Source organism: Baekduia sp. Peel2402 (assembly GCF_052567285.1).
Genome location: NZ_CP199582.1, coordinates 3,306,770 through 3,319,671 on the forward strand (window position 1 = coordinate 3,306,770; position 12,902 = coordinate 3,319,671).

Sequence of the window (12,902 nt, forward strand, 5' to 3'; positions counted from 1 at the left end):
TTTCAGAGTGCAAACCGATGCACTTTGTGGAAAGTCATGCCGGATCGGCCCTGACAGCCCTAGGTTCGCGTCCCTCGGAGCGAACGGCGGGAGGCGTCGAGAGCCGAGACCTCAAAGCTGCGTCGCGGGCGTCCTAGCCGCGTCGCAGTGTCTTAAGTGTGCGTGCCGCGACTGTGAGCGCGGGCCGGGCTCCATCCTTGAGCCCGCGCTCCCGGTCGGCGTCTCGTGCCGACCGCAGCCGCGCAATCGCGCGGCCGGTCCCGGCCAGCGCGCGGTCGTAGGGGAACCACCAGAACGCTTCACCGAGGCGCGGATCCCACGTGACGACCTTCGGCTCGGCGCACGTGCGCAGCGCGATCGCGCCGCGTGCCCGCCCGATTCCGGACCCGCGCACGCCGCCCCACGGCAGCTGCGGCGCCGAGCGCGCGACGTGGTGGTCGTTCATCCACACCATGCCGACCTTCAGCTCGCGGGCGATCCGCGCGCCCTTGTAGCGGTCCGCGGTCCACACCGAGGCGCCGAGCCCCAGCGGCGAGGCGTTGGCGCCGGCGATCGCCGCGGTCTCGTCGGCGACCACGGTGACCGCCACGACCGGCCCGGGAACCTCTTCGCGGACGATCCGCGCGTCGGCCGGGACGCCGCTCAGGACCACGGGCGCGCAGAACGCGCCGGCCAGTCCGGGGACCTCGACCGGTCCGCCGCAGTGCTGCGTCGCGCCGCGCGCGTCCGCGTCGGCCAGCAGCTCGGTCACGCGGCCCAGGCGCTCGCCGCCGACCAGCGGGCCGATCTCGGTCTCCGGGTCGCGCGGGTCGCCGACGTGCAGCGCGCGCGCCCGTCCCACCAAGGACCCCAAGAACTGCTCGGCGACCGACTCCACTACGAAGACGCGCTCGATCGACCCGCCGGACTGCCCGGCGTTGGAGAACGCGCCCCACGCGATCCCGGCCGCGGCGCGTGGCACGTCGGCATCGGCGCAGACGATCGCGGCGTCCGCGCCGCCCAAGTCGGCGACGACGCGCTTGACGCCGCGCGCGCAGGCCTCCAGGACCTTCGCGCCCGCCAGCGTCGAGCCCGTGAAGCGCACCTGCGCGACCGGCGCCTCGACCAGCGCGTCGCCCGTCGCCGCGTGGCCCTGGACGACGTGCAGCAGCCCGGGCGGCAGGCCCGCGCGGGCGAAGACGCGGGCGATCCGCGCGCCCATGAGCGCCGCGTGCGGCGACGGCTTGAAGACCACGCCGTTGCCGGCCATCAGCGCGACCGCGACGTCGCCCAGCGGCGTCGCGAATGGCTCGGCCGCCGGGCCGAGGACCGCGACGACGCCGAGCGGCTCGTAGGTCCAGCGCGCGCGGGTCAGCGGCCGCAGCGCGCGCGACACCGACGCGCGCTCGCCGGACAGGATCCCCGGGCCGTCCTCGGCCAGCCACTGCAACGTCTCGATCGCCGGCAGCAGCTCGCCGAGCTCGACCTCGGTGACCGGGCGGCCCTGCTCGGCGCTGATCAGCGCGGCCAGCTCGTCGGCCTCGTCGATCACCGCTTGCGCGGCGCGCGCCATGTAGCGCGCGCGGTCGGCTAGCCGCAGCTGCGCCCAGAGCGCCTGGACGGACGCCGCCTCGGCGACCGCCGCTTGCACGTCTCGTGGAGAGGCGACCGGGAGCGGGACGCCGAGCGGCGCGCCGGTCGCCGGGGCGACCGCGCTCAGGGTCGGCGGCGCGTCGCTCACCCGTCAAGCCCTCGCAGCTTGCGCAGCGCCGCGTGGCGGTCGGCGAACGGCGCCTCCTGGCCGTCGGGCGCGTAGAAGCGCACGTCCTCCAGGCCCGGCGGCATCACCGATTGGGAGGAGACGTGGTTGGGGCGGTCGTGCGGGTAGTCATAGCCCTCGTCGGCCAGCGGGCCGGAGCGCAGGTAGCCGGGCGGGGCGGCGGCGCCGTGCTCGCGCACGTAGGCGCGCGCCGCGCCAAGCGCCTTGTAGGAGGCGTTGGACTTCGGCGCTAGCGCGAGGTAGACGGCGCACTGCGCCAGCGCGTGCGCGCCCTCGGGCAAGCCCACCAACTCGATCGCGGCCGCGGTGGAGGTCGCGACCTGCAACGCGCGCGGGTCGGCGTTGCCGATGTCCTCGGAGGCGAGGATCACCATCCGGCGCACGATGAAGCGCGCGTCCTCGCCGCCTTCGAGCATCACGGCCAAGTAGTACAACGACGCGTCGACGTCGGACGCGCGCGTCGACTTGATCCACGAGGAGATCAGGTCGTAGTGCTGGTCGCCGGCGCGGTCGTAGCGCACGGCCTTCTGCTGGAGCGCGGACTCCGCGCCCGCCAGCGCGACGCTCCCGCCAGGCCCGGCGGTCTCCGCCGCCAGCTCCAGGGCGCCGAGCGCCGAGCGCGCGTCGCCGCCGGAGCGCGTGCTGAGGAACTCCACCGCCTCGTCGTCGATCGTCACGTCGCCCAGCTCGCCGCGCTCGATCGCGCGGCGCAGCAGCCTCTCGACGTGCTCGGCGGTCAGCGCGCGCAGCTCCAGCACCTGCGACCGCGACAACAACGCGCCGTTGACCGAGAAGTAGGGGTTCTCGGTCGTCGCGCCGATCAGCGTCAGCGTCCCCTCCTCGACCGCGGGCAGCAGCGCGTCCTGCTGGGCCTTGTTGAAGCGGTGGATCTCGTCCAGGAACAGGACCGTTGGTCGGCCGCCGCGCTTGCGCTCCCGCGCCCGCGCGATCACCTGCGTGACCTCGGCCTTGCCGACCTGCACGGCGCTGAGCTCCTCGAACGCCGCCTCGGCGCCGGTCGCCACGATCCGCGCCAGCGTCGTCTTCCCGGTCCCGGGTGGGCCGTGCAAGATCATCGAGAACGGGCGGCCGCGCTCGATCGCCACGCGCAGCGACGAGCCCTCGCCCAGGACGTGCTCCTGGCCGACGAGCTCGTCGAGCGTCTGCGGCCGCATCCGCGCCGGCAGCGGGGCGTCCGGATCGAGTCCGGGCGCCCCGCCGGGCTGCGGGTCTTGGTCGCTGAAGTCGAACAGCTGGTCGCTCACCAGCCGCCAGACTACGCCAGCGGCACCGCGCCTCCGGGTGGCGTGGCGGACTCGCCGACCTCGGGCGCCTGCGCGGGCAGCACCTGGCGCCGCGAGTGCTCCATCACGAACAGGTAGGTCGCGGCGGCGGCGATCGCGCCGAGCACCGGGCCGATCAGGTAGAGCCAGCCGTCGCTCCAGGTGCCGGACACCAGCGCGGGGCCGAACCAGCGCGCGGGGTTGAACGAGCCGCCGGTCGCCGGGCCGAAGAGCAGCACCGCGAGGCCGAGCGAGCCGCCGATCGCCACGCCCGCGACGCCGTTGGGCGCGTCCGGGTTGACCGCGGTGCCCATCACCGCCCACATCAGGATGAACGTGCCGAGCGCCTCGGCGATCAGCGCCAGCCAGACGCTGCCGCCGTGCAGGTAGAGCGGGTTGACGGTCGCGGCGCCGAAGTCGAACACGCTGCCGCGGGTGGAGAAGAACATCCGGGCCAGCAGCGCGCCGACCAGCGCGCCGGCGAACTGCGAGCCGAGGTAGCCGCCGGCGTCGCGCGGGCTGATCTTGCGGATCATCAGCAGCGCGAGCGTCACCGCCGGGTTGACGTGCGCGCCGGAGATCGAGCCGATCGTGTAGACGATCGCCATCAGCGCGATCGCGTGGACCAGGCCGATTGACAGCAGGTCGACCGGCACGGGGGCGGACCGCGAGATGAACGCGCAGATGGCGACGACCAGGATCGCGGTCCCGACGAACTCCGCGAGGTACGCGGGGTAGCCCTTGTCGGGCGGGTACGTCGATTCAGGCATCCTGCCAGCGTGCTCTGCTCGGGGGTGAAGGCGGCTCGCCCGGCGAGGGTGAGCCGTTAGGTTGTCCCGCATGGCCCTCGAGGACCGAGCCGTCGAGCTGCTGCGGCAGCTCATCCGCCACCGGACCGTCAACCCGCCGGGCGACGAACGCGCGTTGCAGGAGGAGCTGGCGGCGGAGTTCGAGCGGGCCGGGTTCGAGGTCTCGCTGGTGGGTCGCACGCCGGAGCGCCCGAACCTGGTCGCGCGCCTGCGCGGCGAGGCCGACGGCCCGGTGCTCGGGCTGCTGTCACACGTCGACACGGTGCTGGCCGACCCGGCCGAGTGGTCGCGCGACCCGTGGAGCGGCGACCTGGTCGACGGCGTCGTCTGGGGCCGCGGCGCGCAGGACATGAAGTCGCAGACCGCGGCCGAGTGTGCGGCGGCGCTGGAGCTGGCGCAGTCCGGCTGGCGGCCGCCGCACGGCGACCTGTTGGTGGTCGTCGTCGTCGACGAGGAGACCGGCGGCGAGGACGGCGCGATCTGGCTGACCGAGAACCACCCCAACCTGGTCCGCTGCGACTTCTTGCTGAACGAGGGGGCGGGCACGGTCATCCCGCACGGCGACGAGCGGCTGTACGGCGTGTGCATCGCCGAGAAGGGCGTCTTCCGCTTCTCGATCACGACGCGCGGCGCGGCCGGGCACGCGTCGATGCCCAACGTGGCCGACAACGCGCTGCCGAAGCTGGCGCCGTTGTTGTCGGCCTTGGCGTCGCGTCGCCCGTCGCCGGATCTGACCGAGGCGCCGGCGACGTTGTTGTCGGCCTTGGGTGTAGATGATGTGGAGGGGTTGAGGGCGATCAACCCCACGCTGGGCGCCTTCGCCGAGCCGATGGCGTCGGTGACCTTCGCACCCACGATGGTCAGCGCGGGAGAGAAGATCAACGTGATCCCGTCGCGGGCGGTGCTGAAGGTCGACTGCCGGGTCCCGCCGGGGCACGGGCGCGAGACCGCGGAACGGCGGCTGGCGGAGGTGCTGGACGGCGCGGGCGACGACTACGAGGTGACGTGGCTCGAGGAGGTCATCGGCAACGGGTCGCCGGCGGCCTCGCCGCTGATGGACGCGATCGCGCGTTGGGTGCAGAGCGAGGATCCGGGCGCGCGCGTCGTGCCGACGATGCTCCCGGCCTACACCGACTCGCGCGCGTTCCGCGACGCCTTCCCTGAGTGCGTGGCCTACGGGTTCTTCCCGCAGCGCGAGATGACGCTCGGCGAGATGTGGCCGCTGGTGCACGGCAAGGACGAGCGGATCGCGGCGGCGGATGTCGGCTTCGCGGCGCGGGCGTACACGGCGATCGCGTTGGAGCTGCTGGCATGAGCGAGGTGACGAGAACCGACCGCGAGCGTGAGCGGGAGCCCCTCCGGCTCGGCGGCATGGCGCTGCGCAACGGGCTGCTCGTGCACGGGCCGACGCAGTGGGCGGCGGCGGTGCGCACGCCGGGCGGGGAGATCCGCGCGGCGTCCGGGCGCAAGCCCACCCTGCGTGGCGGCCCGATCGACAGCGTCCCGGGTGCGCGCGGCGTGCTGCGGATGGGCGAGGCGATGGCGGTCATCCCGATTGTCAAGCTGCGGCTGCCGGAGGCCAAGCTGCCGTGGCAGGACAAGACCGTGATCGGCGCGGCCGCGACGGCGACCATCGGCGGCGCGCTGTTGCGTCGGAGATGGGGTCCCACCCACCCCGCGGGTGGCGAGGCCGCGCTGGCGATGTTGTCGCTGTTGCCCTCGCTGATCGCGCTGCGCGGCGGCGACCTGGCCGCCTACCACGGCGTCGAGCACAAGGCGATCGCCGCCTACGAGAACGGCGACGACGACGCGCGCGACGCCGCCAAGGAGCACGACCGCTGCGGCTCGCACCTGATGGCGCCGCTGCTGGCCTCCAACGTCGCCGGCACCGCGTTGTTGAAGCGCTTGGTCGAGCGGCCCACGCAGCTGCACGGCGCCGCCGTGTCGCTGGCGAGCATCGGCCTCGCCGTCGAGGTCTTCGTGTGGTCCGAGCGCCACGCCGATTCGACCACCACCCGCGCGCTGCGCCTGCCCGGCCACGAGCTCCAGCGCCTGCTCGGCACCCGCGAGCCGACCGAGGCCCAGCTCGACGTCGGCCGCGCGGCGCTCGACGAGATCCTGCGCGCCGAGGGCGTCGCGTGATCGCCGCCCTGGCCGCTGCCGCGGTGGTCTCGCTCAGCGGCACCGCCTACGAGTTCAACAAGGTCGAGGTCAAGCTCGGCGGGGCGCAGGTGCGCGTGGCCGAGGATCCGACGCTCGGGGCGACGGTGCGCAAGGACGGGTCCTACACGCTGCGCGTGCCGGACGGCAAGAAGATCACGCCCTACATCAACGCGGCGGGGCACCACACGATCTACCTGCAGACGTTCAAGACCGATGGCCAAGACCTCGAGAACGTCAACTTCCAGGTCCCGAGCGACGCGGTGTACAACGCGCTGGCCGCGCTGCTGAGCGTCCCGCTCGCGCCCGACGGCAACCCGGCGCAGTGCGCGATCGTCTCGACGTTCTCCACGCGCAACGTCCGCGGCGTGCCGTTCGACGACTTCACGGCCTACGGCGCGCACGGCGTCGCGGGCGCGACCGCCGTCGCGCTGCCGGCGCTCCCCAGGCCGGTCTACTTCAACAAGGACGTCATCCCGGACCGCGCGCAGCCCAAGTCCTCCAAGGACGGCGGCGTGATCTGGCCGGTCGTGGCGGACGGCGTCTACGAGATCGGCGGCCTGCACCACTCGACGACCTTCCGCCCCTTCACGGCGACCTGCGCGCCCGGGCGGATCGTCAACGCCAACCCGCCGTGGGGCCTGTCGCAGGACGGCAAGATCAACCCCACCAAGCTGACGCTGCGGGGGACGACGCTCCGCGTGACCGGCCTGCCGAAGGGGTCGACGCTCGCGCTCGGCTCCCGCACCTTGTTGAAGGCGTCGACCACGTCCTCCCGGACGCTGCGCCTGCGCTCCGTCGCGCGCCCCTTCACGATCACCGCGACCGCGCCGGCCTACGACGGCGTCGCGCTGCGGATCGCGCGCGACGGTCGCGCGACGCGCCTCTGCGTCCCGCTCGGCGAGACGCGGCCGCGGGCGAGCTGCCGCTGAGCCGCCGCGCCGGAACCCGGGGTCGCCCCGAACTAGGATGGACCGGGTGCTGAAGGCGCTTTCCCGCCACGTCCGCGTTCCCGAGCGGCTGACGAACATCGTCGGCGAAGGCCTCGCGACCGCGCTGGTGCGCGAGCCCGATCCGCGGTCGTGGCCGCCCCAGGAGCTGGAGCGGACGATCGAGCACCCGTGGGCGTTTCACCAGATCCAGGCGCTCGGCGAGGAGCTGACGATCGTCGAGGTCGGCGGTGCGGACCCCGGCCTGCGGTCGACGCTCGCGCTGGCCGGGCACCGCGTCATCGCCGTGGGCGGCGGGTCGCCTGACGCGCCGGCGGAGGAGGGCGCGGTCGTCGCGCTGAGCGGCACGGTCGACATCCCGGCGGGGAGCGTCGACGTATTGGTCTTGATCCAGGGCTTCGAGCCGCTGCCGGAAGCGGCGGTCGCCGGGGTCGTCGCGCAGGGCCGGCGCGTCCTGCGCGCAGGCGGGCACGTCGTGCTGACGACGAGCGCCGGGGCCGACCCGGTCGCCCAGCTCGCCGCCTTCGACGCCGAGCTGGTCGCAGAGGACCTGGTCCAGCGCCACGGGTTCACGACGCCCGCGGCGGGCGGGATCATCGAGCGCGCGCGTCCTTCAGTACGCGATCTTGCGCATTGCGTCGTCGGCCGCAAGCGCTGACGCGCCACCACTCCGGCCGAACAGGCGCGCTTAATCCTGGCCTATCGGTCGGTTGCGTTGCCGCGCCGATAGCCCGATTGTCTTACGACAAATCTGGTGCGCTGAACGGGTCCTGTCCCAAGCCCGTGCAGAACCTACGACAACGCGGAAGAACGCCATCTCCATGACTAGCTTCAACGCGGTGCAGCGGGACACGACCACCACGCCGAACCTTCGCCTCCCCGAGCGCCTCCGGGCCCTCGAGGCGCGCCTTCGGGACCACGACGACGAGCACCTCACTGGCGAGCAGCTCGAACGCGACGCGGCCTCCCTCCGCGGCCGCCCCCGAATGTTCCGCGCGCCCGCACCGCGCCCACCGCGCTGAGCGGCGCCACATAGGGACACCTTCGAACAGGTGTCCAAGAAGCCCTTTTCCGGACTGAGTCCGGACCTGAACCTGCCGATGCGGATCGTGTCGAGCGGAGCTGCCGCCCCGCTCGCCTTCCTCACGATCCCGCATGCCGCACGCCCCACTCATCGGGCGGCGGTCGCTCCTGCCCGTCGCCGTTCTCGCCGCGGTGGTGCTGGCGACCCCCGCCGCCGCCGACATCACCGTCCCCGCCAGCGGTCTGGCCCATGCCGCCGGCGCGACGGTCGTGCGCGACGACGCCTCCTCCTCGGGCCGTGCCCTCAAGCTCGCCACCACCCGCTCGGTGACGACCACGCTGTCGCTCTCCTCCGCGGCGCGGACGATCACCGTCCGCGCCCGTGGGATCTCCTGCGCTGGCGCCCCGACCCTTCGCGTCGCCGTCGACGGCTCCCGACCCGTGACCAAGACCCTCAGCAGCGGCAAGTACCAGGACTTGACCGCCGGCACCGCCCTCGCCGCCGGCTCCCACCGCGTCGCCGTCTCGCTGACCAAGGCCTACAAGTCCCGCTCCTGCCGACGCGCGATCGTCGTCGACCAGATCCGCGCGGCGGCGGCGGCGCCGGCGCCGCCGCCGGTGGCAGCAACGGCCACGCCCGCCCCGGCGGTTGCCTCGGTTGTCACGGCGATCCCGCCGGAGCCGACGCCCTCCACGCCCGTGGCTACGCCCACAGCCACCACGCCCGTCGATCCGATCCCGACCACGCCGACCATCACGGTCCCCTCCGACCCGACGCCGACGGTCACGACGCCGGCACCGACGGTCACGACGCCGACCGTCACGACCCCGGCTCCGACCGTCACGACGCCGAGCACCACAACGCCGCCGGTCACCACGCCGCCAACCGATCCCACGCCCACCACGCCGGTCGACACCCGTCCGAAGCTCCGCTGGGCCGCGCCCGCGCTGGCGTCGCCGACGACGATCCACGTTCCACAGGGCGACCAGACGCTCGCCCTTGACACGACCAAGGACTACATCATCAAGCTGGGCTTGACCGCGCACGTCGGCCAGGTCGTGATCAGCGGCGGCCGCAACGTTGAGATGATCGGCGGCACGATCGCCCTCCCGGCGCTCTCCACCAAGGCGACCGCGCTCAGCATCAAGAACAGCACCGGTACGGTCCACGTCGAAGGGGTGCAGTTTGACGGAACGAGCGGGCGGGAGATGGACGCCATCCAGATCCAGGCGCCGCTCGCGACGGTCCAGGTCGAGAACGTTCGCGCCGACGGCATCCTCGGCACGTACGACACCAACCACTCCGACGTCATCCAGCCTTGGGGCGGCGTTGCGAGGCTGCGCGTCGACCGGCTCACCGCCGACTCGAACTACCAGGGTATCTTCACCCGGCCTGACCAGGGCGCGATCGGCTCGGTCTCCCTCCAGAACGTCGACATGTCGTTCAACAACTCCGCCGCAATCACCGCTAGCGGTGGCTACCTGCTCTGGATGACGACCGGCTGCGATATGGCACCGACCACGCTCACCGACGTGTACATCACGCCTCGTAGCGGCAAGACCCTGTCCTCGGCCGTCTGGCCGACGACTACGGACGCGGGGTGCCCGGCGAAGCTCGTGAGCAACAAGGCGACGTGGCCCACGCTGCCCGTCACGGGTGCCGTGACGAGTGGGCCTGCGCCTGGCGGGTCGTTCGTCCCGACGGGCACCGTCGGTAGTGGCTATACGTCACCCGGCTACCTATAGAGATCACGACCCTCGTCATCGCCGTGACCAGAGTGCGGCAATCGACATTGTGGTCCGCGCCGCTGGGGCATCCTTCGCGCGAGAGGGAGTCTTGTCGCGGCGGTGAACGCGACTTGCATTCCACTTGTCCGTGTGACGACACTGCGCGTCGCTGGTGTGCCGTCCTCAACCGGGCCATGCTCTTCTATGCTCTCGACCTCCACCCACCACGGGGCCGCTGCGACGCTTGCGCTGTCGGTGCTGCTTTCGCTGGTGGTCTGTGGCTCGGCGAAGGCGGCGGACAAGCTGGTCGGCGCGGTCCCCGCCGCCGGGTTCACCACGGACCGGCATGTGGCGACGGTCAAGCTCCGGGGGGCCTCGGAGGTGCTCTCTGTCCGCCTACGTCTGCGCTGCGGGGTCGGCACGACCGCTCGGCTGACAGTCGACCGGCAGATGCTGATTCGGCGAACGATTCGCTCGCGGCGCTTCAAGGAAGTGCGCGTCGTCTTTACCGCGCCGGCTGGGCGTTACCGCGTCGCGCTCACCTCCCGTGGTGGCTCGGGGCCGCGTTGCCGACGACCTTTGGGCAACGGGGCTGTGCGGTTCCTTGCTGCCTCTCGCACGACCGGCTCTGCCCCGGTCTCGGATCAGGGCGGTGCTCCGGGTTCAAACACGGTTCCTGACTCAACCGAGACCCCAACGGTGGCGTCGGGCGAGACGACGCCGCCATCGACGACGACGCCGTCCCCTGCGATCCCCACGCGGCCCCGTCTGGCTTGGGCGCCACCGGTGCTGTCAGCACCAACGACGGTCAACGTTGCGCAAGGCGACCAGACGCTCTCCCTCGATACGACCAAGGACTACGTCATCAACGTGGGCAACCATGCCGGCGGCCTCGTGTTGTACGGCGGTCGGAACGTAAAGATAGTCGGCGGCCGGATCGCCCTGCCGAGCAGCTCGCACTCTGCTGTTGGCCTCGGCATCCGGAACGCGACCGGTGTCGTCCACGTCGAAGGCGTCTGGTTTGACGGTGCTTCTGGGCACGAGTTCGACGCCGTGCAGATCATCGCGCCGAGGGCCACGGTGCAATTGGAGAACATCCGCGCCATCGGGCTGCGCGGCAGCTACAACACCAATCACACCGACGTGATACAGCCCTGGGGCGGTGTGGCGAAGCTGCGCGTCGACCGCCTGACCGCCACGACCAACTACCAGGGGATCTTCAACCAGCCTGACCAGGGCGCGATCGGCCCGGTCGACCTGCGGCACGTCGATATGGCCTATGACAACGTCGGCGCCAAAACCGGTGGCTACCTGTTGTGGTTGACCAACGGCTGCGCGGCCGCGACGACCACGTTGAGCGAGGTGTACGTCAAGGGTCGGTCCGGCTCGACCCTCGGTTCGACGGTCTGGCCGCCCACGGGGCAGGCCACCAACTGCCCCGGGATCCTGTCCGGGACCACCGCCATCAGCTGGCCGTCGCTGCCCATTACCGGCTCTGCCCGCTGGGGAACCCCGCCCGGTGGGTCGTTCGTGACGGCCGCCGACGTCGGGGTCACGTACCGATCGCCAGGCTACGGCTAAGCCAGATGGCTCATCTCGGCCATCTGTCCAAGCGGCGTCATGAGCGGCAATCGCGGCGTTGCGGACGCCGATAGGTCAAGGGACCGGCGGATGCACTCGCGTCCCTGGCCGACGGTCTCCCGACCGTGTCCCTTGCCGCCGCGCCTCATCGGGCGCACCCCCCACCTCTGAGGAACATCATGTCGCCCCTGCGCCCCGGCAGGCTGCCCCGGCCTGCCCCCAAGCGGATCCTGGCCACCGTCTTCGCCTCCCTGCTCGTCCTCCCCGCCGTCGCTTCCGCCGCCGACACGACGGTCACGACCACGCCCGGGGAGTCGTTCACCTCCGCCGTGACCTACCTGATGCCGGTCGCCGACGCCCCCGCCGAGGGCGGCAAGACGTTCGCGATGTACACGGGCGGCACCGCGCAGGCGACGGTGAGGCCGGCGTCGGCGACCACGTCCATTGCCGTGCGCGCCCGCGGCGCCCAATGCGGCGGCGCGCCAACGCTGCAGCTGAACGTCGACGGCGTCAAGGTCACAACGTTCGCCGTCTCCGCGACGACCTACACCTCGTACTCGGTCGCCAAGAGCCTCGCGGTGGGCCCGCACACCATCACGCTCTCGTTGACCAACGACTACAGCACGGCGTCCTGCGATCGCAACGTCTACGTCGACACGGTCCGCACGATCGCGACCACGACGACCACCACCCCCGCGGCGACTCCGTCCGCGGTGACCCCGGCCGCCGTCGCGGCCAAGCTCCGCTGGGCGGCTCCGACGCTGACGACGCCGACCACGGTCGCCGTCGCGCAGGGCGACCAGACGCTCACCCTGGACAAGACCAAGGACTACATCTTGAGCCTCGGCACCGTCGCGCATCAGGGCGCGCTGTCGCTCGTCGGCGGTCGCAACGTCGTGATCAAGGGCGGGACGATCGCGATCCCGGCGAGCTCCACGAAGAAGACCGCGCTGTACATCGGCAACGCGACCGGCACCGTCCACGTCGAGGGCGTCCTGTTCGACGGCACCCAGCACGAGATGGACGCGGTCCAGATCGTCGCGCCGCTCGCGACCGTCCAGCTGGAGAACATCCGCGCGGTCGGCATCAAGGGCACCTTCGACACCAACCACTCGGATGTCGTGCAGCCCTACGGCGGCGTCAAGGCGCTGCGGATCGACCACCTCACCGCGGACTCCAACTACCAGGGCATCTTCACCCGCCCGGACCTCGGCGCGATCGGATCGGTCGAGATCCTCAACGCGGACCTGGCCTTCAACAACGCGCTGGCCACATCCTCCGGCGGTTACCTGCTCTGGATGACGACGGGCTGCGACACGGCGCCGACGACCCTGACCAACGTCTACATCGCCCCGCGGGCCGGGACCAGCATCGGCAGCGCCGTGTGGCCCGCCACCAACGACGCCACCTGCCCGTCGAAGCTGAGCGGCAACACCGTCACGTTCCCAAAGCTGCCGGTCACCGGCGGCGTCATCGGCGGCACGCCGTCGGGTGGCTCGTTCGTGCCGTTTGGCAAGGCGGGGTCGACATACGTCTCGCCCGGCTATCAGTGATCTGCTCGTACCCGTCCTTGTTGTGCGGTGCAGCGAGAGCGGCCAGTTTCGCGTGA

Annotated in this window: 10 protein-coding genes; 7 read left to right on the forward strand and 3 right to left on the reverse strand. The window is 72.0% G+C overall.

The features are described from left to right. Positions 1-133 precede the first annotated feature (133 nt). Genes ACT01A_RS16240 through ACT01A_RS16250 form a run of 3 tightly spaced genes read right to left on the reverse strand, consistent with a single transcriptional unit; the run spans position 134 to position 3,812 of the window. Positions 134-1,720 carry an aldehyde dehydrogenase family protein gene (locus ACT01A_RS16240; RefSeq protein WP_445148130.1) on the reverse strand — a complete coding sequence of 529 codons (1,587 nt, stop codon included), beginning with the start codon at positions 1,718-1,720 and terminating at the stop codon, positions 134-136. Then, entirely contained in the window at positions 1,717-3,024 is a 1,308-nt protein-coding gene (locus tag ACT01A_RS16245; protein ID WP_445148131.1) for a replication-associated recombination protein A, read from the reverse strand. The genes ACT01A_RS16240 and ACT01A_RS16245 overlap by 4 nt, the downstream gene beginning before the upstream one ends. A gap of 11 nt (positions 3,025-3,035) precedes the next feature. Continuing rightward, positions 3,036-3,812, reverse strand: a complete 777-nt coding sequence (locus tag ACT01A_RS16250; RefSeq protein WP_445148132.1) for an MIP/aquaporin family protein — start codon at positions 3,810-3,812, stop codon at positions 3,036-3,038. Between the two features lie 70 nt (positions 3,813-3,882). On the opposite strand from ACT01A_RS16250, the gene ACT01A_RS16255 reads away from it, so the two are divergent. From ACT01A_RS16255 to ACT01A_RS16285, 7 genes are all read left to right on the forward strand, one after another. Beyond that, a complete protein-coding gene (locus ACT01A_RS16255) occupies positions 3,883-5,166 on the forward strand; it encodes a M20/M25/M40 family metallo-hydrolase (RefSeq protein ID WP_445148133.1) in 1,284 nt (427 codons plus the stop codon). Continuing rightward, on the forward strand, positions 5,163-5,993 hold the full coding sequence (locus ACT01A_RS16260) for a DUF1385 domain-containing protein (protein WP_445148134.1): 831 nt from the start codon (positions 5,163-5,165) through the stop codon (positions 5,991-5,993). Before ACT01A_RS16255 ends, ACT01A_RS16260 begins: the two co-directional genes overlap by 4 nt. After that, a complete protein-coding gene (locus tag ACT01A_RS16265) occupies positions 5,990-6,943 on the forward strand; it encodes a hypothetical protein (protein ID WP_445148135.1) in 954 nt (317 codons plus the stop codon). The genes ACT01A_RS16260 and ACT01A_RS16265 overlap by 4 nt, the downstream gene beginning before the upstream one ends. Before the next feature lie 46 nt (positions 6,944-6,989). Then, positions 6,990-7,619: a hypothetical protein gene (locus ACT01A_RS16270; protein ID WP_445148136.1), complete on the forward strand. Its 630-nt coding sequence runs from the start codon at positions 6,990-6,992 to the stop codon at positions 7,617-7,619. A 497-nt stretch (positions 7,620-8,116) separates the two neighbouring features. Further along, entirely contained in the window at positions 8,117-9,730 is a 1,614-nt protein-coding gene (locus tag ACT01A_RS16275; RefSeq protein WP_445148137.1) for a hypothetical protein, read from the forward strand. A gap of 186 nt (positions 9,731-9,916) precedes the next feature. Next, positions 9,917-11,293, forward strand: a complete 1,377-nt coding sequence (locus ACT01A_RS16280; RefSeq protein WP_445148138.1) for a hypothetical protein — start codon at positions 9,917-9,919, stop codon at positions 11,291-11,293. A gap of 179 nt (positions 11,294-11,472) precedes the next feature. Next, positions 11,473-12,846 (forward strand): carbohydrate-binding domain-containing protein, encoded by a 1,374-nt coding sequence (locus ACT01A_RS16285; protein WP_445148139.1) that lies wholly within the window; start codon positions 11,473-11,475, stop codon positions 12,844-12,846. Positions 12,847-12,902: the final 56 nt, after the last annotated feature.

What these genes read in the sequence shown, in the direction of transcription:
- ACT01A_RS16250 (WP_445148132.1), bottom strand. Translation starts at nt 3,812, where the DNA reads ATGCCTGAATCGACGTACCCGCCCGACAAGGGCTACCCCGCGTACCTC.
- ACT01A_RS16255 (WP_445148133.1), top strand. Translation starts at nt 3,883, where the DNA reads ATGGCCCTCGAGGACCGAGCCGTCGAGCTGCTGCGGCAGCTCATCCGC.
- ACT01A_RS16275 (WP_445148137.1), top strand. Translation starts at nt 8,117, where the DNA reads ATGCCGCACGCCCCACTCATCGGGCGGCGGTCGCTCCTGCCCGTCGCC.
- ACT01A_RS16285 (WP_445148139.1), top strand. Translation starts at nt 11,473, where the DNA reads ATGTCGCCCCTGCGCCCCGGCAGGCTGCCCCGGCCTGCCCCCAAGCGG.
- ACT01A_RS16280 (WP_445148138.1), top strand. Translation starts at nt 9,917, where the DNA reads ATGCTCTCGACCTCCACCCACCACGGGGCCGCTGCGACGCTTGCGCTG.
- ACT01A_RS16260 (WP_445148134.1), top strand. Translation starts at nt 5,163, where the DNA reads ATGAGCGAGGTGACGAGAACCGACCGCGAGCGTGAGCGGGAGCCCCTC.